Source organism: Shewanella sp. (assembly GCF_048265805.1).
Classification (GTDB): Bacteria; Pseudomonadota; Gammaproteobacteria; order Enterobacterales; family Shewanellaceae; genus Shewanella.
The window spans coordinates 1-26669 of record NZ_JBLXAT010000008.1 but is presented as its reverse complement, the minus strand read 5'-3'; the positions used below and the strand labels follow the sequence as shown (position 1 = coordinate 26669).

Here is a 26669-nt window from a genome sequence, read left to right as displayed (position 1 = left end):
AATATGCCGAGTAAATCTCGTCTAGCAGACGTAATTGCTGTGTCTTTATTAGGCACTGCAGCACTATCAACATCTGCAATTGCTGCTGATGAAGCAACAGCAAATAATAACCAACAGTCTTACGAACGAATTGAAGTCACTGGCTCACGTATTGCGCGTGAAAACGCTTATGCCCCGACACCAGTCACTATGGTCACTGGCGACGAACTATTAGGTAGCGGTGTCACCAACATTGGTGAAGCATTGAACCAACTGCCAGCGCTAGGCAGCACCATGTCACTGGCAAACTCCGGTGGCAGCTCAATTGGTACTGCTGGTCTGAACATTCTGGATCTGCGTAACTTAGGCACATCACGTACATTGGTACTGGTAAACGGTAAACGCCACGTATCAAGCCAAGCAGGTACTTCTGCAGTTGACGTAAACACCATTCCAAGTGCGTGGATTGAACGAGTAGAGATTATTACCGGTGGTGCCTCCGCCATTTATGGTGCTGACGCCGTAACGGGTGTGGTGAACTTCATTCTGAAGAAAAACATCACCGGTTTAGATATCAACGCCTCTATCGGTACTGCTGATGACTCTGATTTCAACAAAAAGCGGTTCTCGATCTCTTACGGCCAAGACATTGCTAATGGCCGTGGTAATGTGGCGTTTGCAGCGGAATACTCAGGTCAGAATGACCTGTGGGCAATGGACCGTGATGCGACTAAAACGTCATACGCCAGCATGGCCAATAATGCCCCTGGCCGCGTAGATGATAACAACCCAAATAACCCAGATTACATCCGTACTGCGAATTCTGGTTATTACACCATGGGCAACGATGGTCGTTTCAACTTAGATGGTTGGAAGCGCTTTAACCGCGACGGTTCATTCTCTCGTGTTGATTTAGGCAGCAATCAATACAGCAACTACTGTACTGATTGTGACTCTATTAACCTAAACCAATTCAACGAGCTGCAACCAAAATTTGACCGTTACAACCTGAACTTCAAGAGTAACTTCGACATTACTACCGAAGATAGCATCTACTTTGAAGCGAAATACTCTCGCACAGAAGCTACCAGTGAATTCCAACCTGCGTTCTTCTTTGGTGATCCAACCAATACTGTATCTATTGACAACGCATTCGTTACCCCTGAACTACGTGATTTGATGCAAGCACAAAACGTTGACTCATTGGTCGTTAACCGTTTCATGACCGATACTGGTCTACGTATTGAAGACGACACCCGTGAAACCCAACGCTATGTGCTGGGCGCTAAAGGCTTGATTGGCGATGATTGGGATTACGATGTCTACGCCATTTATGGTCAAACTGACCTAGAACGCACCAACAAAAATAACTTGATCTACGACAATTACACCAACGCACTGGACTCGGTACGCGATGCCGATGGTAATGCAGTATGCCGCAGCGAGGCCGCGCGCGCAGAAGGTTGTACCCCGATCAATATCTTCGGTTTTGGTGCACCTAGCCAAGCCGCGATTGACTACATCAATGTCGATCTCACTGGTACGTCTACCATCAAACAAACGGTTCTGAGTGGCAGCCTGTCTAACTCTGCGTTGTTTGAACTGCCAGCAGGTTACGTTGGCTTCTCGGCAGGTGTTGAATACCGCAAAGAAGAAAGCGAAACCAAAGAGCCAGATTTTGATAAAGAAACCTTCTTTAACGTCATGGGCAACGATGTGGGTTCATTCAATGTCAAAGAAGTGTTTGCTGAGCTATCGATTCCACTGCTGTCTGACTTGCCATTAATCCGCCAACTGGATTTGGACCTTGCGGGTCGTTATGCCGACTACAGCACCATTGGTGATGCCACTACTTGGAAAGCCGGTTTAAGCTGGGAAATTAACGACGAACTGCGTATGCGTAGTACCTATGCTCGTGCGATTCGTGCTCCTAACATCAGTGAACTCTATGGTGCCGCAAGCCAAAACTTTTTCCGTATCAACGACTCATGCCGTTTGGATAACCTCAACGATTTGGATGACTCCAGTACTCGTGCAGCTAACTGTGCCGCCTTGGGCGTACCAGCCAACTTTAACTCCAACTACGATGACAAGTCACTTGAAGGTGTAAGTAGCGGTAACCGCGATCTTGATCCTGAAAAATCTAAAAGTGTCACCTTGGGTTTGGTATATCAACCTAACTTTATCGATAACCTAGCCCTGACAGTAGACTACTGGAATATAACCATTGACGATGCCATCAGCAGCATTGCTGCCCAAGATATCGTCGACAAGTGTTTAGATTCAGAAACGGGTGTAAACAACCAATATTGTTCCTTGATCACTCGTGATCCTACCAGCCATCAAATCACCAATATCCAAGTACAATCATTAAACTTGGCTAAATTGGAAGCGGCGGGTGTAGATTTCGACTTAAGCTATTCGTTTGATATAGCGGGCGGGACGTTGAGCACTAATTTGATTGCGACAAAACTGATCCGTAATCGTGAATTTAGCTTCCAAGATGATGCAAGCAGTTACGAAGATTTGGCAGGAACGAAAGGCTTGCCTAGCTGGCAAGGTAACTTGCGCCTGAAATATGACCGTGATAACTGGGAAGCTACTTGGCGCACCCGTTATCTTGAAAAAGTTGATACATACAGTGCACAAGATTTTGCGCGTAATGCCAACCCAAGCAATCTGCTAGATTACGGCACTTACGTTATCAGTGAAATGGCTATCGGCTATAAATTCGATAACGGCTTAGGTATTAAATTTGGCATAGACAACGTGTTCGACAAGGCATTGCCTTACGGCACTATCGGTACCGATGAATATACCGCCATGTACGATAACGTTGGCCGTTACTTCTACACCTCTGCCAGCTTTAGCTTCTAATTTATGGCGTAAACGCTTGTGTTAAATAGCGCTGTGTAAACATCAAACACCAACCATGATCTTGTTATGGTTGGTGTTTTTTATTGCGTCATCGCCCTAACATAAATTTCCTGTTTGTCTAAGTGAATTGCCTAAAATAGCAGCAAACGTTTGAGCAATATCACATCTATCATTTACATCTTATTAACCATGAGGTTATTTTGAGTTATATCAAATAATTAAACGGTAAAGTTCATACAATAGCAGCTACAGTTGTTGACTCTGACTTAATTGAATCATGGATGGCATTATGTTTGATATTACACTGTTTGTTGGTGTTACCACCTTAGCGGTATTACATCTGGTGTTTGCTTGGAAAGCCTTGAACTCGACGTCAGTTATAGATCAGAAAACACGGTCAAGTTGGACGCTGTTGAGTTTTATCTTGGGGCCGGCAGGTTACTACTTTTATTTAGGCACCATTCCGTGCGAACTCATCGACGGCGAGTAGTTCAACATCGCCTATAGGCGCCGATGAACGCCGTTAAAATGAGGGCTTACGCCCGCTAACACATCCTGCCTTAATTCAGGTTTGCTGAATATATACCACTACAACGGTCATGTTTGCAGACAATATATGAACAATATTTGTCCGGCATGTTACAGCCCTATTCTCCTAAGGTATAAACCTTGAAAACTGGCGGGTCATGGCGTAAAAGTCTAGTTTTATAGTGTTTCATCGCCGAAACCCAACAAGGAATGTTGATTATGGAGATTACTAATGCCTGCAGTGCCCTTGCTACCATTCAAGTCGGAGTGGCACGCTCTGATGGCAGATTGTCCATCAACAGCAAGCAGTTAACCTTTGAACCGCTGAATAAACAGGTAGGATTTGGCCCCTATTGCCTCGAACGAGAACAAATTCGCAGCGTTCGACACAACATCCTTCGTGAACAAACCATTACCAATCAATTACAGAGCGCGCTCGAAATCGAGCTTAATAGTGGCGAGACCTACCAATTCATCATCGCCGATACTGATAAATGGCTCAGCCTACTGCAACCACGAGGTTGACCTTCTCCCACAATCATCTTTTCAATCACGCCATGACGTGCTCCCCGATTCATGTCAAGATAGTCGCCCGACCATTGTCGCAACATTTTTAAGGGCCAAGCACATGAAAACCATAGGTTTACTCGGAGGAATGAGCTGGGAAAGTACCCAACACTACTACCAACTGCTCAACGAAGGTATAAAACAACAGCTTGGCGGACTGCATTCTGCCAAAGTCGCAATGGTCAGTGTCGATTTTGCCCCCATTGCTGAGCTTGCAGCACCAAGACGATTGGCGGCAGCTTGGTCACATTTTGATAAACGCTGCGCAGCAAGTACAAGCGGCTGGTGCAGACGCGTTAGTCATTTGCACTAACACCATGCACAAATTAGCTGATGAGATTGAAGTGCAGCTAGCCATCCCGCTACTCCATATTGCCGATGCTACAGGCATCGAAATTCAACAACGAGGCTTCAAAAAGGTCGCTCTGCTTGGCACTGCGTTTACCATGGAGCAGCCATTTTATAAACAGCGGCTACAAGACAAATTCGGCATTGAGGTCATCGTCCCTGCCGCCGCGCAGCGGGATGAAATCCATCGTGTGATTTACCAAGAACTTTGTCTAGGTAACATCAACCCTGCTTCAAAACAGCGTTACCTACGGATAGTGGATCAACTCACGGCTGATGGTGCTGAGGCCATTATTCTTGGCTGTACCGAAATAGGCATGTTGATACAGCAGCAAGACCACAATACGCCTTTGTTGGATAGCACCGCGATTCACGCCGCCAGTGCGGTAGCGTTTGCGCTGAGCGAATAAAGGCCACCATTGCGATAACATTAAGGACGATAAGATGTTTGGTATTCATGATCTGCCGTTATTTATTCTGTCAGGTTTTCTACTTAATCTCGCCCCAGGGCCAGACTCACTGCTAATTATGGCCAAGACGGGAGCCCGCGGTTGGCGGGCTGGCAGCGTGACCGCTATCGGTATCTGTAGTGGCATGTTTGTGCACATTATTGCCGCCGCACTTGGCTTATCTGCGCTACTCGCTAGCTCGGCGTTGGCTTTTACTGTGATTAAGATTGCTGGCGGCGCTTACCTTATCTATATGGGGGTAAAAGCGTTACTGAGTAAGGCAGCTAGCGATGCATCGGCTCCTGCGGCAAACCTTGCGCAAAACTATCGACAAATGTATCTACAAGGGTTCATGACCAACGCACTTAACCCCAAAGTTGCGCTGTTTTTCTTAGCCTTTGTGCCACAGTTTATTGCGCACGACGCGAGCAATAAGGCACTCGCATTTATCGCCTTAGGGCTGATATTCTGTGTCAACAGCCTGATTTATTGCCATATTCTGGTAGGACTGACAGCAATTGCTCGCCAAAAAATCAAAAGTAATGGCAAAATTAGCACGATACTCAATAAAGTGCTCGGCACGCTGTTTATCTCGCTCGGTATTAAATTGGCGTTAGCCAGCCGCAGTTAGTCACAGTACAGCTTTAACTCAAGCAGCAATTCTTCGCGCATTTGCCTTTGCTGCCCAACCACAAACAGACTCATTAAGAGGCGTTTATGAAACTTTTACATGGGGTGATTGCCCTTTGTGCGGTATTTTTTCAACTATCAGCCGCTGCCCAAAATGGCCCAATTGTGCAAACTCAAGCGGGTCGAATTCAGGGCTTTAGCGAAAACAATGTCGATACCTTTCTTGGTATTCCCTACGCTAGACCGCCATTAGGCGAGTTGCGCTGGCAGCGTCCGTTGTCGGCCAAACCTTGGCGCGGCATCAAGCAAACGACCGAGTTTGGTCCGTCTTGTATGCAAGCGCCGGTGAAAGGCTTTATTCGTGAATTCAGCGAAGACTGTCTCACCATGAATATCTGGCGCCCCAACAATGCCAAAGGCCCATTGCCAGTGATGGTATGGATCCATGGTGGTGGTTTTGTGATGGACAGTGCCGCAACCGATGTTTATCACGGCCAAGAGTTCGCTAAGGCTGGGGTGATTTTGGTGAGCTTTGATTATCGTATGGGACGACTTGGCTTTTTTGCCCATTCGGCGTTAGAAGGCAACCTGTTCAAAGGTAACTATGGTCTGATGGATCAGATCAAAGCGCTGCGCTGGGTGCAAGACAATATTATCCAGTTTGGCGGCGACCCGCGTAATGTGACGGTGTTTGGTGAATCCGCTGGCGGCATGTCGGTGAATATTTTGCTTACCAGCCGTTTCGGACGAGATCTGTTTAACCGAGCCATTATCCAATCTGGCGGTGGTCGAGATGTCATGCTGGGGCTAGAAAGCTGGCAACAAGCAAAACAACAGGGCGAAACCTTTGCTAAGTCAGTCGGCATTGAAGGCTCCGATGAGGCGGCATTAGCCAAATTACGCGCCCTCCCCGCTGACCAACTAGTGGGCAACTTAGGCCTGTTTAACCTGCCACAAAATGCCGCAACCTATAGCGGCCCGATGATTGATGGCCAAGTCATCGAGCAACCTTTAACGACGTCATACAGCAAAGGCGCATTTGCCCGTATGCCGTTGATGGTCGGAGCTACCGACGCCGATATCGGTTTTGTAAACCGTAAAGTAGAGACACGTGAAGACGCATTAGCAGTGTTTGGCGCTAAAGCAAACGCAGCAGATAAAGCGTACCCAGCCCAACTGCCGCCGATGGCTCTGGCAGGCCAAATTGCGACCCAACAAGCGATGATTGAACCAGCCCGTTATGTCGCGCGTACCTTTGCCGCCAATGACTTACCAGTATGGCAGTTCCGCTTTGGCTATGTCGCTAGTGCCAATCAAGGCGAATGGCCCGGAGCGTTGCACGCCAGCGATATTCCATTTGTGTTTAACACCATTGATGCCGCCTACGGCGATAAAGTCACCCCAGCCGATCAGCAAGTCGCCGATACTCTGCTGCAATATTGGGTAAACTTTGCCAAAACGGGTAACCCAAATGGTGATAAATTACCGCAATGGCAACAATATAACGCTCAAACTGACCAGATTTTGTGGGTCGCCCCAGAAGGTGCCGCGCACATTGGTAGTGTGGTAGATCCGCAGCAAGCACAACTCGATTTGATTAGCGAACTTGCTGAGCAGTAACAACCGCTAAGGCTCAGCCCACGCTTGAGGTGGAAGTGTTAAGCGTCACAACAAAAAACAGCAGCCAAAGAGCTGCTGTTTTTTATCTCACGAGGGCAAGCAGCAAAAACAACCAGCAAAGGTCAACAGCCCCTGGGGGTCTACTCCACTTTAATAGCAGGTTGTTGCCAAGCTTTAGTCCCCCACAAGGGCACCGTTGATAATGAATGCTTGTGGCTGCCGTTCGTTTCTTTGGTGGAGTACGACAGGTAAATCAAGGTTTGATGTTCGGCATCGTAAATACGCCGCACCTTGAGACTCTTGAATAAAATACTCAGCGATTCCTTAAATACCACCTCGCCCGACTTACTCTTATCGATATTGGCGATATCCGCAGCACTTATCTCACCCGTTTGTCGACATGCAATGCTCATATCAGATGGGTCGGCCAAATCTAAATTGGCCTCAATGCGGCTAATGTGACAGGTTACCCCGGCAATTTTCGGGTCTGTGACGGCATCAACCACCACATCTTTGGTGGTAAACCAACCAAGGCTGACTTTACCAACATCGTCACCGCAGCCTGCTAACGTCAATAACAGTAATGGTACGCTCCAGAGTTTATAGCTCATACATATCCTCATTTAGTGGCTGGCCGTGATGCGCTCTTAGCGCAAGCAATAAGCGTTAGTGTAATCATCCCAGCTTTTGCATCGCAATGGTTGCCGTGGCCGCTTCAATACTCACGTAGCGCTGGAAATTGGCAGACATAGAGTAATACCAGTTAGCGCTGTTTATAAGGCAACGCCTGCCACAGCTGGTCCATGTAATGTTGATTTTGCAGCATTTCATCTTGGCAAAACTGCTTGATAGCTCGCTCAAATGCCGGCTCGGCGATCATATGCCACGAGTAAGTTTTCACCGGTTCGAACCCACGTAGTACCTTGTGTTCGCCTTGCGCGCCCGCATTAAAGCAGGCCAATTGATGTTCAATACAATAATCGATACCACGGTAATAACAGGTTTCAAAATGCAAACCGTCGTACTCTTCTAGGCAGCCCCAATAGCGGCCATACAAGGTATCGCTAGCTGGGGCGTGGAAATACAGAGCACAAGCTACAGCTTGTTCATCACTATCGCCATGGGTGCACACCAACAACAATTTCACGCTATCCGCCATCAACTCAGACAGCGATTGAAAGAACGCTTGATTGAGATAGCCACCATGGCCGGAACGTTTTAAGTAGGTCATGCGATAGCACAGAAAAAAGCGCTGCCACACCGTAGCGCTGATCTCACCGCCACTGCGCCAACGATAATCCCACTCCGCTACTTGGCGCCGCTCTTTGCGAATATTTTTGCGTTTAGATGAGGTTAACTGCGCGAGGAAATCATCAAATGACTGATACTGCCGATTATGCCAATGATACTGGCAGCCTTGCCGCGGCAATAATTGCGCTTGATGTGTAGGTGCTTCGGCTGACGCACTCAGTACGGCGGGTTGTTGGCTGCTATGTTGCCATTCCTGCGATTCCGCCTCAGTCATAAAAAGACCATGCCAGCTCGAATGCTCTGCCAGCTCGTTTTGCAACACTTGCGTGACCAAGCTAAATACGGTTGACCGCTCAATTCCTGCTTTAATTCCCAACCGCGCGCCAGTAGCGGGGGTAAACGGTATGGCGCTAACTAACTTGGGATAATAGGCCAGTTGATATTGGTCATAAGCATCAGCCCACGCCCAATCAAACACATATTCACCGTAAGAATGTCGTTTGCGATACAACGGCATCAACGCGACGGGTTGCTCATTGTGCAACAACACCAGATGCAGAGGCTGCCAGCCAGCATCAAGGCTGACACAGCGACTTTGCTCCAAAGCGAGTAAAAAGCTATGGCGATTAAATGGCGTATCGGGCTGCATCAGCTCATCCCAAGTCGCGGCATCGATCTGGCTGATATCGTTAACCAGTTGCCAACTCCATCCACTCTCACGCACGGCGACATAACCTTCTACTGCTATCACAGGATTTTAAAACTACCCGTTTCAGGCCATGGAGTCCAGCCGTAACAGATGCTTGCACGCTATCGCTACCTCATTGAGATGACTAAACTATTATTGATGTTCACCCACTGGTTGAACACGCCTGAGCGGAGAAACGAAAGCCGTGCACAATGACTTAGTTACAAACAATTACGCAATCGGTTATTGGCACAGAGTCACACGCTAGTTACTATGCGCCACAAGAACATTACGCACTCCTTATTCACCTTGTTTTTATGAGGTTATTTTGACAATAACGACCAAGGGAACCCCATTTCCCGCTGCGTTACCCCTGTATCTGCTGCTGCCAATGTTAGCGGCAATTATGGCGATTACTCCGCTGACGATTGATATGTATCTACCAGCAATGTCAGTGATTGCCGATAGCTTTCATACCAATGTGACCCAAGTACAACAGTCACTCAGCGTCTATCTGGCGGGTTATTCGATGGGTATGCTGACATTTGGGCCGCTGGCAGATCGTATTGGCCGGCGACCTTTGGTGCTTATTGGTTTGGCAGGGTTCGCCATCACAACCTTGGGATTAGCGCTTTCCACTAGCCTAACGCTGTTTATGTTGCTGCGTTTTGTGCAAGCATTTCTCGGCTCGGCGGCAACAGTGGTGGTGCCCGGCTATGTGAAAGAGATTTATGGTGAAAATACCGCGAAAGGCATGTCTTATGTCAGCTTGATTATGATGATTGCGCCGTTAGCGGCACCTACCATCGGCAGTATTATTTTAGGTTTAGGCTATTGGCAGCTGATTTTCTTTTTATTGTGCAGTTATGCGGCACTACTGTTTGTGCTGGTTGCGTTCAAGCTGCGCATGCCTTCCGATCGCGACACCAGTGAGCGCAGTCAAAAGTCGTTTTTACGTAACTACGGTGTGGTATTTTCCACCGCTGGAGTTAAACCCTACTTGGGCAGCGGTTTACTGTGCGCTTTCGCCTTTTTTAGTTACCTCACCGCGTCGCCATTCGTGTATATGGAGGTGTTCCAGCTAAGCCAGCACACATTTGCATTGCTGTTTGGTCTTAACGTGGGAGCGCTCGCACTCGCCAACCTGCTGAATTCTCGTATTGTGGTTAAGCATGGTTCGCGCAAGATGTTGGCATTAGCAACCGTCAGTGCCACCGTGTTTAGCGCCGCCTTACTGGCGGTGAACATGCTGGGGCTGGATTATCACTTCACCATCGTGCTGTTAGTCCCGTTGATGGCGTCTCTCGGCATCATGTCCGTCAACAGCGATGCCATTGTTTTGATGAAATTCAAACAAGAGACCGGCACCGCGACGGCGGTAATTGGTACGCTGCGCTTTGGCATTGGGGCTCTGGCTGGGCCGATTCTGGCGTTCTTCTATACTGGCACAGCTATCCCATTCTGTTTATTGATGTTTTTAGCGATTACCGGTGTCGGCATCTGCCAGTTATTTACCTTCCCCGGTACATGGCGCCCCACGCGCAATTAACCTTTCCTCACAGCCACCATCAGCGGTGGCTGTTTTTTAGCGCAAATTTTAAGCGGTTAATTTGTTATTCATTCGTTAACTGCTTGCATCTCGAACAAATTTTCATAAGATGGATGCCTGTCTCAACGACAGACAAGGACTCACAACCTTACAGGGTTGCGCTCAATGCACTGAGTTCAGGGTGGTGAAGAGTACCCTCTTCACTCTATTTATTAGCGATTACCGTCGCTGTAAAAGTTACTGTTTACCGTAACGGTATCTTATTGAGGAATGACAAATGGAGATGCTTTCTGGCGCCAGCATGATCGTCCGCTCGTTGATCGACGAAGGCGTTAAACACATTTTCGGCTACCCCGGTGGCTCTGTTCTAGATATCTACGACGCGCTACACGAAAAAAAACAAATCGAACATATTTTGGTACGCCACGAACAAGCAGCAGTGCACATGGCCGATGGCTATGCACGTGCCACGGGTAATGTTGGCGTGGTGCTGGTGACCTCTGGCCCCGGTGCAACCAATGCCATTACTGGTATTGCTACCGCGTACATGGACTCCATTCCCATGGTGGTGTTATCAGGCCAAGTGCCAAGTAACTTGATTGGTAACGATGCTTTCCAAGAATGCGACATGATCGGTATTTCACGTCCTGTGGTAAAGCACAGCTTCTTAGTGACCGACCCCCGCGAAATCCCTAGCATCATCAAGAAAGCATTTTATATCGCTTCTACCGGTCGACCAGGCCCGGTAGTGGTCGACCTGCCCAAAGATTGCTTAAACCCAGCGCTGCTGTACGAATATGAATATCCGAAAAAGATCAAAATGCGTTCGTACAACCCAACGGTATCTGGCCATAAAGGCCAAGTTCGCCGCGGTTTACAAGCGCTGCTGCAAGCCAAAAAACCTGTGCTATATGTCGGTGGTGGTGCAGTTATTTCTGAAGCCAGTGAACGTCTAACCAAATTAGCAGAGCGCTTAAATCTGCCGGTGGTGAATACGCTGATGGGTTTAGGCGCCTTCCCTGGTACCCACCATAACAATTTAGGCATGTTGGGCATGCACGGTTTGTATGAAGCCAATATGGCCATGCATAACTGTGATTTAATTTTCGGTATCGGTGTGCGTTTTGACGACCGTACCACCAACAATGTCGCTAAATATTGCCCGAATGCCACTGTGGTGCATATCGACATCGACCCCGCGTCAATCTCCAAAACCGTGCACGCCGATATTCCGATCGTGGGCTCAGCAGAAAATGTATTGGCTGATATGTTGGAGTTGCTGGATGACGGTGCTGAAGGCGAACAAGACACCGCAGCAATTGAGCAATGGTGGCAGCAGATCAGCCAATGGCGTGAGCGCCAATGCTTGAACTATGAGAAATCGGCCGAGCGCATCAAACCACAACAAGTGATTGAAACTCTGTATAAATTGACCAAAGGTGATGCTTACGTGGCGTCAGACGTAGGTCAACACCAGATGTTTGCAGCCCTGTATTATCCGTTCGATAAACCACGCCGTTGGATTAACTCAGGTGGTCTGGGCACCATGGGCTTTGGCTTACCTGCCGCCATGGGCGTTAAGATGGCACTGCCCGACGAAACCGTGGTGTGTGTCACCGGTGACGGCTCGATTCAGATGAATATCCAAGAGCTATCAACCGCATTGCAATACGGTGTACCAGTTAAAATCATCAACTTGAACAACCGCTTCCTTGGTATGGTGAAACAGTGGCAGGACATCATTTACGCTGGCCGTCACTCCCAGTCCTACATGGACTCAGTGCCAAACTTTGCCAAAATTGCTGAAGCATACGGCCATGTGGGCATTGCGATTACGCATCCCGATGAGCTGGAAAGCAAACTGGCGGAAGCCTTGGCAATGGAAGATCGTCTGGTATTTGTTGATATCAGCGTTGATGAAACTGAGCACGTCTACCCGATGCAGATCCGTGGCGGCTCAATGAGCGATATGTGGTTGAGCAAAAAGGAGAAATGCTGATGAAACGCCGAATTATTTCTGTACTGATGGAAAACCAACCCGGCGCTTTATCACGTGTGATTGGCTTGTTCTCACAGCGTGGCTACAACATTGACACGCTCAATGTAGCGCCCACTGATGATGCCACGCTGTCGCGCCTGACCGTAACGGTGTTTGCCGATGAGTCGATTCTGGAACAGATTGAGAAGCAACTGCACAAGTTAATTGATGTGCTCAAGGTATCGAACATCACTGAATCAGCCTACATCGAACGTGAGTTAGCCATGATTAAAGTGCGTGCGGTTGGCGATATGCGTGAAGAGGTTAAACGCATGGCGGATATCTTCCGCGGTCAGATCGTTGATGTCACCTCCAGCTTATATACCATCCAGCTGGCGGGCACCTCTGAAAAGCTCGATTCATTCATCGCCGCAATGGCCGAAGTGACTAAAGTCATCGAAGTCTCGCGCTCTGGCGTAGTGGGTTTAGCCCGTGGAGATAAGGCGATGAAAGCCTAATTGCCCCATAAATAGCAGCATTATGCGGCTATTTATCACTGTCACAAACATGTCATATTACTAAGGCGCCACTCGGCGCCTTATTTTATTTCCATTACATAACAGCAAGTTAACTATTTCAGCCTAGCTACTTTCAACTTAAAAACCAGCCAAAACGTCGTAATTTCCGCGTTATTACGCAGCGCTGTCACATAGCTGTCATTTAACGGTGACAAACTGCTTCGCGTCAACTAACCAACGACAAGAATGTCAAATTTTAGGATTGATATATGAATAACTTGCTTAAGGGTGCGCTGTTTGGATGTGCCATCGTTTGTTCAACTTCAGCATTCGCTGACACAGTAATCAACGGTGCTGGTGCTACCTTCCCATACCCTGTTTATGCAAAATGGGCAGAGCAGTATAACAAAGAAACTGGCGTCAAACTGAACTATCAAGCAATCGGTTCTGGCGGCGGTATCAAGCAAATTATCGCAAAAACGGTTGATTTCGGTGCATCTGATGCACCACTCAGCAAACAAGACCTAGACAAGCAAGGTCTGGTACAGTTCCCAGCCGTAATGGGTTCAATCGTTGCGGTAGTTAACCTGCCAGGCGTTAAAGCAGGTGAGCTGAAACTGTCAGGTGAAGTACTGGCAGATATCTACTTAGGTAAAGTAAAAAGCTGGGATGACAAAGCCATTGCAGCCTTGAACGAAGGCGTGAAACTGCCTAAAACCCCAATCTATACCGTTCACCGCTCAGACGGTTCAGGTACTACCTATAACTTCACCGACTATCTGACTCGCGTAAGTGGCGATTGGAAATCAAGCATCGGTGTAGGTAAAGAAGTGGCGTGGCCAAAAGCGGCTAACCAACTAGGCGGTAAAGGTAACGCTGGTGTGGCTAACTTTGTTAAACGCACCAAAGGCGCTATCGGTTATGTTGAATTTGCTTACGCAAAAACTAACGACCTCGCTTACACCCAGCTGAAAAACAGAGACGGTCACTTTGTACAGCCAACCATGGCAGCGTTCCAAGCAGCAGCGGCTAACGCTGACTGGGCGAATGCTCCTGGCTTCAAACTGATTCTGAACGACCAACCTGGTGCGGATTCATGGCCAATGACTGCAGCAACTTTCATCCTGATGCATAAAGAACAAGCGAACGCGACAACAGCCAAAGACGTGCTGAAGTTCTTCGAATGGTCTTATGCCAACGGTGATGACTTAGCGGCTGAGTTGGAATACATCCCGATGCCAGACAACGTTGTAAACATGGTTGAAACCATGTGGCACAGCGATATCAAGGCAGATGGCAAAGCAGTTTACTAAGCCACTGTAATGACACTAGCCCTCACGCAGCTGTGTGAGGGCTAAGCCATTTCTGAAAAGTTGAGATTTATGAGAGCAATTTCAATAGTGGATTTTCCTTGGCAAGGTGACACCCTGTTCCGCCGCGCTTGTTTTATCAGCGCCGGACTGATTTCAGTACTAATGTTCTGCATCATGCTGTCACTGGTGATGGGCGCATACCCTGCCCTCGCCAAATTTGGGTTGTCGTTTTTTACCAGCACCGACTGGAACCCAGTCACCGAAGAGTTTGGTGCATTAAACGCACTTTACGGCACGGTTGTTTCTTCGATTATCGCCGTTGCCCTTGCCCTACCTGTCGGCATCGGGGTAGCAATTTTCCTGTCTGAGCTGTGTCCGGCGGCGATTTCTAAACCGCTGTTTATCGCCATTGAGCTGCTCGCGGCCGTACCATCGATCATCTACGGCATGTGGGGCTTATTCGTGTTTGCCCCTTGGTTCTCTGATGGCTTCCAAATTTGGGCCAGCGAACACCTCTCAGATGTGCCAGTGCTCGGCACCATTTTTACCGGCCCGCCAATGGGCGTGGGTTTGTTAACCTCCGGCATCATTCTGGCATTTATGATTCTGCCAATCCTGACATCACTGATTAAAGAAGCGCTGTCTACAGTGCCTAAAGTGCTGCGTGAAGCGACTTACGGTATCGGTGCCACCCAATTTGAAGTGATTGTAAAAGTGCTGCTGCCAGCGATTAAAGGGCCGATCTTCGGCGCGCTGATTTTGGCATTGGGACGTGCACTGGGCGAAACCATGGCAATTACCTTCGTTATCGGTGGCGCACAAAGCATTGATGCCAGCCTGTTTATGCCAGCCACATCAATCTCGGCATCAATTGCTAACCAATTTAACGAAGCCACCGGCGATATGCACATCTCTGCCCTCATCGGCCTTGGCTTAGTCCTGTTTATGATTACTTTTGTGGTCATGGGCACCGCTCGAGTAATGCTGCGGAGGAAAGCTAAATGATCCGCAAATTTAAAAACCAGTTATTCAAATTAGCTTGCTTGGTATCTACGGGCATCGGCCTAGGGATTTTGATTTTGATCCTGTTCACCCTGTTTCAAAAGGGACTCGCGGGAATGAATCTGGCCTTGTTTACCGAAGTCACCCCAGGCCCAGGCGGCGAAGGTGGCCTGCTTAACGCCATTGTCGGCAGTGTGATTATGACCGGCATCGGCATTCTAATCGCCACACCGATTGGCATTTTGGCAGGGACTTGGTTGGCCGAGTATGGACAAAACTCCAAAACGGCTGACAGCATCCGTTTTCTTAACGGCATGTTGATGAGTGCCCCATCGATTTTGATTGGCTTGTTTGTCTACGAAATCGTGGTGGTAACCACTGGCCACTTCTCCGGCTGGGCGGGCGCTATCGCCTTGGCGATTATCGCGTTGCCTGTGATTATCAGTACCACCGAAGAGATGCTCAAGCTGGTGCCAGTACAGTTGCGTGAAGCAGGAGCAGGCCTCGGTACGCCAAAATGGCGCGTCACCCTGCAACTGAGCTATCGCGCGGTAGGCACCGGTATTGTCACCGGCATTTTGCTGTCTATCGCCCGTATCAGTGGTGAAACCGCCCCATTGCTGTTCACGGCGCTGAACTCAAGTTTTATGTCGGTAAATCCTAATGAGCCCATGGCCAATTTACCGGTCACCATCTATCAATACGCCATGAGCCCTTATGAATCTTGGAACCAACTGGCTTGGTCCGGCGCACTGCTTATCACCATGGCGATTCTGTTATTAAACGTAATGTCACGTGCATTACCACAATTGAAAAAGCGGAGGTCCTGATGAGTCAGGTAGCCCAATTGAAAGATTACCAACAACCACTGTCGCAAGCGTTGGTAAAGCGCATGGATATCAAAGACCTAAACTTCTTTTATGGCAAAGATAAACGGGTACTTTTCGATGTTACTATGCCGGTCTATGAAAACCGCGTGACCGCCATGATCGGCCCGTCAGGTTGTGGTAAATCGACCCTGCTGCGTTGTTTAAACCGCATTTATGAGCTGTACCCAGGTCAATATGCCGAAGGCGATGTGACCTTAGGTGCTGACATCAAAGTGCTCGACCGCCGCGTTGACCTTAACGACCTACGTGCCAAAATCGGCATGGTGTTCCAAAAGCCAACACCGTTCCCGATGACGATTTACGATAACATCGCCTTTGGTATCAAGTTGTACGAACGTCTGTCACGCAAAGAGATGGAACACCGCGTTAAAGAAGCGTTGGAAAAAGCGCAGTTGTGGGATGAAGTGAAAGACAAACTGCACACCGACGCCTCTGGTTTGTCAGGCGGCCAGCAACAACGTTTGTGTATCGCCCGCACTATCGCACTGAAACCCGATGTGATTTTGATGGATGAACCAACATCGGCACTCGACCCGATCGCCACCCAAGGTATCGAAAAGCTGATTACTGAGTTGCGCCGCGATTACACCATCGTGATTGTGACCCACAACATGCAGCAAGCTGCGCGCATCTCGGACTACACCGCGTTTATGTACTTGGGCGAGTTGATCGAGTTTGGTGAAACTGAGCAAGTATTCAACCAACCGCGTAATCAACGCACCAAAGATTATGTCAAAGGTACTTTCGGTTAATTCGTTAAAAGATTAACCGCATAACTACACACTAAAAGCTAAAACCCTACTCAGTAAAAGGGGCATGAGTTTGAAACTCATGCCCCTTTTTATTGCGCGATGAAAAAGCCGTATGGCTCAAGCGTTACATCACGCGTCATGAACAGTGTCGACGATGGGAACGATTTTGTTGATTACCGCCGATATTTTTGATCTTCTTTTGGAAATTCAGGTTCATACGTGACACCCGCTTTATGCAGCGCCGATGCGGCACGAAACGCAATCCGCGCCCAGCGCTCTTTAGTTTCATCATCGACGTTATCAGGGATCTTGCGCCACTCATTACTCAAAAAAGCGATATCGTCTGGCGTTAACCACAGTGCCATACGGCCTTGAGCCAATTCATCTTCTGGATTAGTGGGATTCATATCAGTCCTTGAAACAAGCGGGTAAAGATTTTGGGGTAACAATCAGTGTGGTTACTCATCAACGAATGACTATATTTAAGCCTTCACTGGCTGTGGGCGCTTCAAAATATTGGCTAACTTGGTGGAACACCGCTTCGGTATCAAAATTGGCACGCTCTGGTTGTGCCAAACGCCGTTTAGCAATCTGCACTAAGCACTGTGCATCGGTGAGAGATACAACAACTGGTGCTCGCAATGAATATCACGGCATAACGAGAGAAACCAAGCGCGTTGTTCCGTGGTATTAGCAGGAAAATCCATCACCACATTCGTGCCGACATTGAGCACCGCTTGTACGTGTTTTCTCACAAACGGTTTGATGAGCTTGGCGTACTTTAAGTAATCATCGAATGCAGTGATTTGCGCGGGAAAGTGCGCCGCTAACCACTCATCCTCAGAGATAAGCACCGCATTATTTTCAGCGGCAATTACTTGAGATATTGTTGACTTACCAGCGCCCATCTTACCACAGAAAAAGAACAGTTTTCCCTTGTTTTTCATACCACTCCTTTGCACTACATCTTACAAAAACCATTGAGATTGATGGCGGTTTTTATCAAGAAAGCCAACACCACGCATCATAAGCCTTGCCTCAATCACACGACGTGATGTGTCACAACCCCACTAACCCGTCGCATTATCAGCATAACTTGCAACGTCGGCCAAACACTTAGACCAATCAGCGGCACTCGCCATAAAAATCTTGGCGGTAGGTGCGATATCAACGGCTGAATCTAAACTACCTGCTGGTACCATCACCCAACCGTTAACTGTCGTCGGTACGGCCGAACCGCAGTGATGACAGAAACTTTTTACATGACATGAATTGGCATGTTGGTAGATTTTGACATCCCACTCACCAGACAACCACGTTAATTGTCCATTCGCGAACAGATTAGCAGCATGAGCACTCCCCGTGTCTTTTTGGCAGTGATGACAATGACAAAGGTAAAAGGATTGAAATTCGCCACAGAGTTCATACGTCACGCTGCCACACAAACAAGCACCACGGTGTGTGATTGTCACTTGAAGATCTCCTTGTTGTTTAGTGCGCTTGTTTCCTCAAGGTAGAACATGTCGCACCGCCTAGATACTCGGTGATTAACATCGCCATGCTGTCCCTCAATTGTGGTGGGCCGCTGTCCGCCATATCGTTATGGCGTGCAGCAGGAAGTTGCACTACACAACTGCCAAATTGTGTTTGCTCGGCCGTCGTTGGCAATACGCCAGCATCAGCGGGAAAATCGCTGCCGCGAATCGACAACACACCAATAGTTTCACTTCTCGGCAATGGCACACGGCGGTTATCCAGCGTTATCACAGTTTTGATATACGGTTTGCCTTCATTGGCAAGCCACGCGGAAATATCACCGCCATTGGAATGACCAAACAACAGTAGTGAGTCAAAATCATAATTGGGGTATTGCTCCTTAAGCGCCGTCCGAATGAACGCCAAGGTTGCTGCACCACGGCGCCAATTCTCACTGCGCGTTTGATAAAGGTTCCCCGTAACAGACAGCGGAGGGTCTAGCGGCAGCTCATGAGCAATCGCAACCGTTAAATACCCCAGTTTATTTAATGCATCCGTGGCAAAGGTATATTGAGTGTGACCCATGCCATAACCAGAGCTGACTAAAGCAACTGGGCATTGATGCTTAGCGGTACAAGCCTCTTGATGCATGGGCGCAGAGATCTCCACAGGAATTTGTCGCTGACGCGCTGCATCTTCAATGATTTTCGCATCAGCGGTGTGGAGCAAACACAGGTAAACCACGACAAGCTCGAATAAATATTTCACTTGAGTCCTTGGTCTGTTGCAACAAAGTATCTACCAGATATCTATACCTTTCAGGCAAATACCTCGACAAAATAACGTTTACACCTCAAACAATTTGTCAGCCACAAACGGGTTGTGCTGGCGTTCATCGCCAAAGTTCGACATTGGGCCATGACCCGGCACAAATTCAACCTGCTCGCCCAGAGGCCACAATTTTGTACGAATAGAGTCCAGCAAGGCTTGATGATCAGAGCCGGGGAAATCAGTACGACCAATCGACCCACGGAACAGCACATCACCCACCCACGCCATATTGGCGGCAGTATCAACAAACACGATATGGCCGGGCGTATGGCCGGGACAATGCAGCACTTGCAGCTTGATATTGCCAAGCTCAACGGTGTCACCATCATCTAAGAACTGTGCCGGTACAAATTTATCAACCGATGGAAAGCCAAACTTCTGGCTCTGCATTGGCAGATTTTCCAGCCAAAAGCTATCGGCTTCATGCGGGCCAATAATCGCCACGCCAGTCGCTTTTGCTAACACTGCGGCACCACCGACATGGTCAATATGGCCATGGGTCAGCAAAATTTTATCTAAGGTTAAACCATGCTCAGCAATGGCCGTTTGAATACGGTCAATATCACCACCTGGGTCAACCACTGCGGCTTTACGGGTTTGCTCACACCAGATCAGGCTGCAATTCTGTTGAAACGGCGTGACAGGAATAATCTGAAATTTCATAGGTCAAAGCTCACTTTACTGAGACTAATTAGCAGTAATCAACATCTTAACTGCCGAGTAATGGCAGCAGTCTACCGCCTTTTACGGTAAATATCTGCCCAACGAATCGCCAATGGCTGCCGCCAATTCACAAAATCAAGTAGTATGGCGCCACTCTGTACGCTGCACGAAAAAGATAACCATGACAGCACTTAACCCTATTGAAGGCGCGGTAACCTTAAAACACTTTTTTGAACTACCGCTTAACTATCAACAGCCCGGCACCACTATCCAAGTATTTGCCCGTCAGATGCGCGGCCTGCAAGCAGGTGCAGCGGAACTGCCATTTTTGGTATTTTTCCAAGGTGGTCCCGGCTTTGGTGCTCTGCGTCCAGCGGCCAACAGTGGCTGGTTGAAGCGCATACTAAAAGACTATCGTGTGCTATTGCTCGACCAGCGCGGTACAGGACTCTCCTCACCAATCAGTTATGCCAGCTTGGCGCACCTTGATAGCGCCCAACAAGCAGAGTATCTCAGTCATTTTCGTGCCGATAATATCGTGCGTGATGCGGAAGCGATTCGCGCGCAGCTGTCTCCGGATACACCGTGGACAGTGTTGGGCCAAAGCTTTGGAGGTTTCTGCATTTTACGTTATTTAAGCGCGGCACCAGAGGGACTGCGCGCCGCACTGATCACTGGCGGTATACCCAGCGTGAGCCGCAGCGCTGATGAGGTTTACCAAGCGACCTTTAAACGTACTTTACAAAAAAATAACGACTTTTTCAGCCGTTTTAGTGACGCCCGCCAGCTCACCGATAACTTGGTAACCTACCTACGCCAACACGATGTAACCTTAGCCAACGGCGATAAACTCACCGTAGAAATGCTGCAATTAATCGGCATCAATCTGGGCATGGAGCAAGGCGCAGAGTCGGTCTATTACCTGCTGGAACAAGCGCTGATAGAGACACCGAGCGGCCAAACCTTGAACCCACTGTTTTTGGCGCAGTTCAACCAGATGCTCAGCTACCACACCAACCCCATTTACGCGATTTTGCACGAGTCGATTTATTGCCAGCAGCAAGCGTCCGCTTGGGCGGCACACCGCGTGCGCCACACACTTCCGGAATTTGCTAGCGATGCCGAAGCGATTTTATTTACCGGCGAAATGGTGTTCCCGTGGATGTTTGAGCAGATTGCATGGCTAAAACCCCTGCAAGCAGCGGCAGAAAAACTAGCTGCCAAAACTGATTGGCCGATGCTGTATGACATCGAAAAACTGCAACAAAATACCGTGTCAGTCGCGGCAGCAGTCTATAGCAATGACATGTACGTGGAGCGCCAATTTAGCGAAGAAACCGCTGCGTTAGTGCCGAATCTACGAACTTGGGTCACCTCAGAATATGAGCATAATGGCCTGCGGATGGACGGTGAACACATTGTCGATAAATTGCTAGCGTTGATTAGCGGTAACAAACTGCGTTAATCCACCGTGTCTTCAGCGGGACACGCGCCCGTCCCGCTGTCCGCGCCCCCAAAAACAGCCTTCTCCACATGGCATTCCTCCTTGTTGCTACCCCATAAGCAAGGATTAGTTTTATTCATTCCCATTTCATGCCAAACACCCCCCATTGCCAACATAGCGCGCTCAAACAGGGTTAATGTGGTTGACACCCATAAGTTTTTTAGCCAAAAAATCAGCAATATTGTTACCCACGTCAACCTCACGTTAATTTGTAACCTTTAAATTACACACTTTGTAAAGATTTTCCCGATTGACGCAGCGACTTTGTTAAGGCTTTATGTACGCTGATGAACAACATCAAATAAAGTATACAAAATTCATAATAAGAAAATTGCATTGAGGAAGTTGTATGAAGTTATCCCGCCCCCAAGGGTTTAAACTCAGCCTACTGCATATGTCGCTAGTATCGACACTAGGTCTTGCCCCCGCACTCTTTGCTCATGCAGCGGAACCTGCTGAGCAACAAACATCCACCATCGAACGTTCAGCCATTGAAGGCAGCTCGGGCGATATTGAAAAAATCACTGTCACGGCGCGCCGCAAAGCTGAAACCTTGCTTGAAGTCCCTATGTCAGTCTCTGCCGTATCGGCCGCCGAATTAGCAGACCGTGACATTACCTACGCCGAAGACTTGTATCGCACCCTAGCTGGCGCAGCAATGCCAGGCAACCAATTGATTTTACGTGGTTTAAGTGGCGGTAACGATGCCGCACCAGATACCACATCCACCTTTGTGGATGATGTGCCGTTCAACTACACCAACCTGACCGACATCGACCGAATTGAAGTCTTACGCGGCCCGCAAGGTACGCTTTACGGTTCTAATGCTATTGGTGGCACAGTAAGAATCATCACCAAACAGCCACAACTGACAGACTTTGAACTGTTCGGCTCATTACAAGCAGGTAAAGAGCAACATGTTGATGGCACCAACAGCAATTACTCCATGGGCGTAAATATTCCGTTGGTGAATGACAAGCTGGCACTGCGGGTGAATTACAACCGAGGCACTGAGCAAGGCCAGATGGTCAACATGAGCACCGGCCAGCAAGCGGATAGCAATGATACTTTGCTGCGCAGCAAACTACGTTGGCAGGCCACACCAGAGCTGAATATTGTGGCTGGCTACACCTACATTGAGGAAAAAAGCCGCGGCACCTCTACCGGTGATCTCGCCACCCCAGGCTACTATTACGATTACTCGGCCACGCAAAATGCGGCGGCGCCTTATGGTTATGATATTGATATTTTTACCGTAGATTGTGATCCAAACGCCAACCGTGCGGCCTGCCACGGCGATGCCAACAACAGCGTGCCCAGTCGCTACCAAGTTTGGCAACGTATGGACGCATGGAGCAAAGATAAAACCGATATCTACACGCTGAACATCGATCATGACGATCTATTTGGCATTGCCACCTTGAGCTATGCAGGGTCTTATCGCCAAACCAAAAGTGATTCGCTAGATGATTTCGCGTTTCTCGATTTCTATAACATGATGGACGATTGGATCATCAACGACACCAAGGACAAACGCCAAACTCACCAGTTGCGTCTGCAAAACTACGATACTAGCAGCCGCTGGTCTTGGACGGTTGGTGCCTACTACGACAAATCCACCACCCCCTATTCGCCACACGCGCAAGATGAATTCTTCAGCGGCAGCGACATTGATTCAGCGCTATTTCTGGCGATGTACGGCGCGGATGGCCGTCAAATCGGCTTAGATAACTGGAACGATCCAACACTGATGTGGAACCTGACCTACTATGACGATTCCTCCCGTGAATTAGCGTTCTTTGCCGATACCTCATACCTGTTTGATCTGGGCAGCTACGGCGATTTAGAACTCAACGCCGGTGTTCGTCGCTTTGATTTACGCGACCACACCAGCTACGCGCAACTTGGTATGTGGGGAACAGGCTCCAGCGAAACCAATGGTAAAGAATCAGGTAATCGCTACAAATTCAGTGTGTCATGGCGACCAAACAACGATCTCTCAGTCTACAGCTTGTACTCTGAAGGCTATCGTCCGGGGGGCAACAATGGCCCGCTGCCAAGTTTGTGTGGCGATGACCCAAGTGCCGTCAACCATAAAGACCGTTACACCTCTGACCAAATCAAAAACTATGAAGTGGGTGTTAAATCGCGCCTATTCGGCGGCAAAGTTGACATCGCCGCGGCGGCCTATCAGATCGATTGGACCGACATGAAAACCAGCGTGTATATGGAAACGTGTGGTTTCTCTTACACCGCAAACGGTGGTCAAGCACGCTCTCGTGGTTTGGAACTGGAGTCTACCGCTTGGTTAACTGACGACCTGAAGATGCTCTTCAACGCATCGTATACCAACGCGGAAGTCACCGAAGACAACGCAACTATCTCCGCTCACAAAGGCGACGATATGACCATGGTACCTAAATACAATGGGTATCTGGCGCTGGATCAAGGTGTTGAATTGTTTAACCGTCACGCCAATGTGCGTATGGATTATTCATTCTATGGCAGCTTCAAGAGCCACTTCGCCGCCCGTGATGAAGATATTTCTCCGGCTTATGGTTATGTCAATCTGTCAGGCCGTATGGAGTTGAACGAAAACCTCAACCTAAGCCTGCACGTGAACAACCTATTTGACCGTGAAGTGACCACCTATCGCCGCGCCATGCTACGCGACGAAGACGATACCTTGTCACCACTGAACGTGAACTATCTAGAAGGCCGTAGCTTCACCATCCGCTTAGATTACATGTTCTATTAAGCGATTCTTGCGCTATTCAGAGGGCAGCAATGCCCTCTGCTCCTATTTTTGAAGAAGCGATATTTATGAAACCTGCACATTACCTTAGCGCTGCCATTATCAGCGCCATCGCGGGGCTATCCTACTCCGCCTACGCCGCAGAGTCGGTATCGGCACCCGTTGCCAAAAAAGTCCCACACGAACTGGTTACCAACGGCCATAAACGCATTGATGATTACTATTGGCTGCGGGATGACACGCGTAAAAATCCTGAGATGCTGAACTATCTCAACGCCAACAATGCCTACGCTGATGCCAAAATGGCCGATACCAAGGCGTTACAAAGCCAGCTGTTTGATGAGATGAAGTCGCGTATTCCGCAAAACGATAGCTCACTGCCGATTAAATCCGGCCATTATTTCTACGCCAGTGAAATGGTGGGAGACAATGAATACCCCATCTACGTGCGCAGCACCACGCTAGACGGCAAAGATAAGCAAACCGTGTTAGACATTAACCAACTTGCTAAAGGCCACGCATTTTTTTACTTATCAAATGTTGAACCAAGCCCCAATGAGCAACTGCTGGCCTACACCGCCGATACCGTCAGCCGCCGCTTATACACCGCTAAAATTATCGATTTGAGTAGCGGTAAAGCCCTGCCTGACGAATTGGTGAATATCAAAGGCGATATTGTCTGGGGCAACGACAACCAAACCCTGTATTACATCAAGAAAAACCCAACCACTTTGTTAGGTTACCAAGTTTATCGCCATGTCCTCGGCCAGCCGCAATCAGCTGACGAGCTGGTGTATGAAGAGCAAGATCTGTCCTATTACACCTATCTGACCAAGAGCAAAGATAAGTCGACCATCTACATTTCGCACCGCGCTACCGAAGCAACTGGGGTGCATCTGCTGGATGCCAACAATCCACACGCTAAACCGATCGCTTTTACTGCGCGTGATCCGCAACTCATGTATGAAGTGCAAAAGCATGGTGACGATTTCTACATTCTCACCAACTTGGGCGCGAAAAATTCACGCATCATGAAAGTAGCCGCCAATCACCTTGGTGATAAAGCCAACTGGCAAGAAGTGATCCCCGGCAGTGAACATTCGCAAATTCAAGCATTTGAACTGTTTGATGAATATTTAGTGTATGAAAGCCGCAAAGGCGCGCAATCACACATCACAGTGGTATCGCTTAACGACGGTAGCCAGCGCGAAGTCGCCTTTGATGGCGAAGCCTATTCACTGCATCTATACGGTAACAAAGAGCTAGATAACAGCGCATTACGCCTGAAATACAGCAGCTTCACCACGCCGACCATAGATTACGATGTGGACTTAAAAACCCTAAAACTCACCCAACTGAAACAGCAACAAGTATTGGGTGATTTCGATGCCAGCAAATACCTGTCTAAACGGATTTTTGTTAAAGCACGTGACGGTGCCCAAGTGCCAGTCACCTTGGTTTATCGCAAAGATACTAAGCTGGATGGCACTGCCCCACTGTATCAATACGGCTACGGCTCTTACGGCATCAACATCGACCCCACCTTCAAACCTGAATTGGTGAGCTTGCTAGATCGCGGTTTTGTCTACGTGCTAGCACATATTCGTGGTTCGCAAATGAAAGGTCGCGGCTGGTATGAAGATGGCAAGAAACTCAACAAAAAGAACACCTTTAACGACTTCGTTGATGTGACCAAAAGCTTGGTTGCTCAAGGCTACGGCGCTAAAGATAAAGTGTTTGCCGTTGGCGGCAGCGCCGGTGGTTTGTTAATGGGTGCGGTAATTAACCAAGCACCGGAACTCTACAATGGCGTGGCCGCGCATGTACCGTTTGTTGATGTCGTCACCACCATGCTGGATGAATCAATCCCGCTGACCACCAACGAGTACGACGAATGGGGTAATCCGTCACAGCCTAAGTATTACGACTACATGCTGTCGTATGCCCCATACGACAACGTGAAGAAACAAGCCTACCCTAACCTGCTAGTCACCAGCGGTTTGTTTGACTCACAAGTACAGTATTACGAACCTGCTAAATGGGTTGCTAAGCTGCGTGATTACAAAACCGATGATCACTTGCTATTGTTCAAAACCGATATGGAATCTGGCCATGGTGGTGCATCCGGACGCTTTAACGCGCTGCATGAAACCGCATTGGAATACGCCTTCTTCCTTAAACTGCTAAACCAAAAGTAAGCGTTTTTAACCACCTTTCAGAAGTGTTGGCGCATCCACAGTGATGCGCCTTTTTGCTGGTTGACTGTGGAGACATAACTACTCAATAAATACTCATGCAGAGTAAAACAGTGGCTATTCATTGTTTAGTGGCATAGCAAAAACCCAAATCCCCAAGCTCATGGTGCAAATGCTTCTGATACAAATAGGCTAACGCGTTAAGTGCAATTTTTTGAGTGTTGATAGCCACATTTCGTTGGTTGGCAAGGAAGGTTAAAAATTGTGCGACCTCTTCCGTTCCCATTGTTTCAGGGTGACGCTTGT

The 26669-nt window shown here is 48.4% G+C and carries 23 protein-coding genes and 2 pseudogenes; 16 read left to right on the top strand and 9 right to left on the bottom strand.

Features of this window, described 5'->3' with window-relative positions; genetic code table 11:
• Window positions 1–3: 3 nt before the first annotated feature.
• The 6 genes and pseudogenes from ACN0TT_RS07470 to ACN0TT_RS07445 all read left to right on the top strand — a co-directional run bounded on the left by ACN0TT_RS07470 (window position 4) and on the right by ACN0TT_RS07445 (window position 6998).
• Entirely contained in the window at window positions 4–2856 is a 2853-nt protein-coding gene (locus ACN0TT_RS07470; RefSeq protein ID WP_417761520.1) for a TonB-dependent receptor plug domain-containing protein, read from the top strand.
• A gap of 289 nt (window positions 2857–3145) precedes the next feature.
• Complete coding sequence (locus ACN0TT_RS07465; protein WP_417761519.1) at window positions 3146–3346, top strand: hypothetical protein; 201 nt, start codon at window positions 3146–3148, stop codon at window positions 3344–3346.
• Between the two features lie 257 nt (window positions 3347–3603).
• Window positions 3604–3909, top strand: a complete 306-nt coding sequence (locus ACN0TT_RS07460) for a hypothetical protein (RefSeq protein ID WP_417761518.1) — start codon at window positions 3604–3606, stop codon at window positions 3907–3909.
• A gap of 103 nt (window positions 3910–4012) precedes the next feature.
• A pseudogene (locus tag ACN0TT_RS07455) lies at window positions 4013–4709 on the top strand (aspartate/glutamate racemase family protein).
• 34 nt (window positions 4710–4743) lie between these two features.
• Window positions 4744–5379, top strand: a complete 636-nt coding sequence (locus ACN0TT_RS07450) for a LysE family translocator (RefSeq protein WP_417761517.1) — start codon at window positions 4744–4746, stop codon at window positions 5377–5379.
• Window positions 5380–5465: 86 nt separating this feature from the next.
• Window positions 5466–6998, top strand: coding sequence for a carboxylesterase/lipase family protein (locus ACN0TT_RS07445; RefSeq protein WP_417761516.1), 1533 nt, complete (start codon window positions 5466–5468; stop codon window positions 6996–6998).
• A gap of 140 nt (window positions 6999–7138) precedes the next feature.
• Here the strand turns inward: ACN0TT_RS07445 and ACN0TT_RS07440 are convergent, their stop codons facing one another.
• On the bottom strand, window positions 7139–7609 hold the full coding sequence (locus ACN0TT_RS07440; RefSeq protein ID WP_417761515.1) for a CreA family protein: 471 nt from the start codon (window positions 7607–7609) through the stop codon (window positions 7139–7141).
• Window positions 7610–7761: 152 nt separating this feature from the next.
• Window positions 7762–8973 (bottom strand): GNAT family N-acetyltransferase, encoded by a 1212-nt coding sequence (locus ACN0TT_RS07435; protein WP_417761514.1) that lies wholly within the window; start codon window positions 8971–8973, stop codon window positions 7762–7764.
• A 292-nt stretch (window positions 8974–9265) separates the two neighbouring features.
• On the opposite strand from ACN0TT_RS07435, the gene ACN0TT_RS07430 reads away from it, so the two are divergent.
• The 7 genes from ACN0TT_RS07430 (at window position 9266) to pstB (ending at window position 16939) form a co-directional block, all read left to right on the top strand.
• A complete protein-coding gene (locus ACN0TT_RS07430) occupies window positions 9266–10486 on the top strand; it encodes a multidrug effflux MFS transporter (RefSeq protein ID WP_417761513.1) in 1221 nt (406 codons plus the stop codon).
• 277 nt (window positions 10487–10763) lie between these two features.
• Complete coding sequence (locus tag ACN0TT_RS07425; protein WP_417761512.1) at window positions 10764–12485, top strand: acetolactate synthase 3 large subunit; 1722 nt, start codon at window positions 10764–10766, stop codon at window positions 12483–12485.
• Window positions 12485–12982, top strand: coding sequence for an acetolactate synthase small subunit (gene ilvN, locus ACN0TT_RS07420; protein ID WP_238895062.1), 498 nt, complete (start codon window positions 12485–12487; stop codon window positions 12980–12982). Before ACN0TT_RS07425 ends, ilvN begins: the two co-directional genes overlap by 1 nt.
• Window positions 12983–13251: 269 nt before the next feature.
• The gene (gene pstS / locus ACN0TT_RS07415; RefSeq protein ID WP_417761511.1) at window positions 13252–14295 is read left to right on the top strand and encodes a phosphate ABC transporter substrate-binding protein PstS; all 1044 of its coding nucleotides are present in this window, start codon (window positions 13252–13254) and stop codon (window positions 14293–14295) included.
• Window positions 14296–14364: 69 nt separating this feature from the next.
• Window positions 14365–15300, top strand: a complete 936-nt coding sequence (pstC, locus tag ACN0TT_RS07410) for a phosphate ABC transporter permease subunit PstC (protein ID WP_417761510.1) — start codon at window positions 14365–14367, stop codon at window positions 15298–15300.
• Entirely contained in the window at window positions 15297–16127 is an 831-nt protein-coding gene (gene pstA, locus ACN0TT_RS07405; protein ID WP_417761509.1) for a phosphate ABC transporter permease PstA, read from the top strand. The genes pstC and pstA overlap by 4 nt, the downstream gene beginning before the upstream one ends.
• Entirely contained in the window at window positions 16127–16939 is an 813-nt protein-coding gene (pstB, locus tag ACN0TT_RS07400) for a phosphate ABC transporter ATP-binding protein PstB (RefSeq protein WP_417761508.1), read from the top strand. The genes pstA and pstB overlap by 1 nt, the downstream gene beginning before the upstream one ends.
• A gap of 173 nt (window positions 16940–17112) precedes the next feature.
• Here the strand turns inward: pstB and ACN0TT_RS07395 are convergent, their stop codons facing one another.
• The 6 genes from ACN0TT_RS07395 to ACN0TT_RS07370 form a co-directional block, all read right to left on the bottom strand.
• On the bottom strand, window positions 17113–17346 hold the full coding sequence (locus ACN0TT_RS07395; protein WP_417761507.1) for a hypothetical protein: 234 nt from the start codon (window positions 17344–17346) through the stop codon (window positions 17113–17115).
• 58 nt (window positions 17347–17404) lie between these two features.
• Window positions 17405–17536 (bottom strand): hypothetical protein, encoded by a 132-nt coding sequence (locus ACN0TT_RS07390; protein WP_417761506.1) that lies wholly within the window; start codon window positions 17534–17536, stop codon window positions 17405–17407.
• Window positions 17536–17886 carry an AAA family ATPase gene (locus tag ACN0TT_RS07385; protein WP_417761505.1) on the bottom strand — a complete coding sequence of 117 codons (351 nt, stop codon included), beginning with the start codon at window positions 17884–17886 and terminating at the stop codon, window positions 17536–17538. Before ACN0TT_RS07385 ends, ACN0TT_RS07390 begins: the two co-directional genes overlap by 1 nt.
• A gap of 123 nt (window positions 17887–18009) precedes the next feature.
• Entirely contained in the window at window positions 18010–18411 is a 402-nt protein-coding gene (locus ACN0TT_RS07380; protein WP_417761504.1) for a GFA family protein, read from the bottom strand.
• A 19-nt stretch (window positions 18412–18430) separates the two neighbouring features.
• On the bottom strand, window positions 18431–19183 hold the full coding sequence (locus ACN0TT_RS07375) for an alpha/beta hydrolase (RefSeq protein ID WP_417761503.1): 753 nt from the start codon (window positions 19181–19183) through the stop codon (window positions 18431–18433).
• Between the two features lie 78 nt (window positions 19184–19261).
• Complete coding sequence (locus tag ACN0TT_RS07370) at window positions 19262–19909, bottom strand: MBL fold metallo-hydrolase (RefSeq protein ID WP_417761502.1); 648 nt, start codon at window positions 19907–19909, stop codon at window positions 19262–19264.
• 181 nt (window positions 19910–20090) lie between these two features.
• Here ACN0TT_RS07370 and ACN0TT_RS07365 point away from each other — a divergent pair, with 181 nt between their 5' ends.
• From ACN0TT_RS07365 to ACN0TT_RS07355, 3 genes are all read left to right on the top strand, one after another.
• A complete protein-coding gene (locus tag ACN0TT_RS07365) occupies window positions 20091–21374 on the top strand; it encodes an alpha/beta fold hydrolase (protein ID WP_417761501.1) in 1284 nt (427 codons plus the stop codon).
• A gap of 388 nt (window positions 21375–21762) precedes the next feature.
• Window positions 21763–24171: a TonB-dependent receptor gene (locus tag ACN0TT_RS07360; protein WP_417761500.1), complete on the top strand. Its 2409-nt coding sequence runs from the start codon at window positions 21763–21765 to the stop codon at window positions 24169–24171.
• A 65-nt stretch (window positions 24172–24236) separates the two neighbouring features.
• Complete coding sequence (locus tag ACN0TT_RS07355; RefSeq protein ID WP_417761499.1) at window positions 24237–26366, top strand: S9 family peptidase; 2130 nt, start codon at window positions 24237–24239, stop codon at window positions 26364–26366.
• Window positions 26367–26487: 121 nt separating this feature from the next.
• Here the strand turns inward: ACN0TT_RS07355 and ACN0TT_RS07350 are convergent.
• A pseudogene (locus ACN0TT_RS07350) lies at window positions 26488–26669 on the bottom strand (phage integrase N-terminal SAM-like domain-containing protein); the annotation flags it as partial.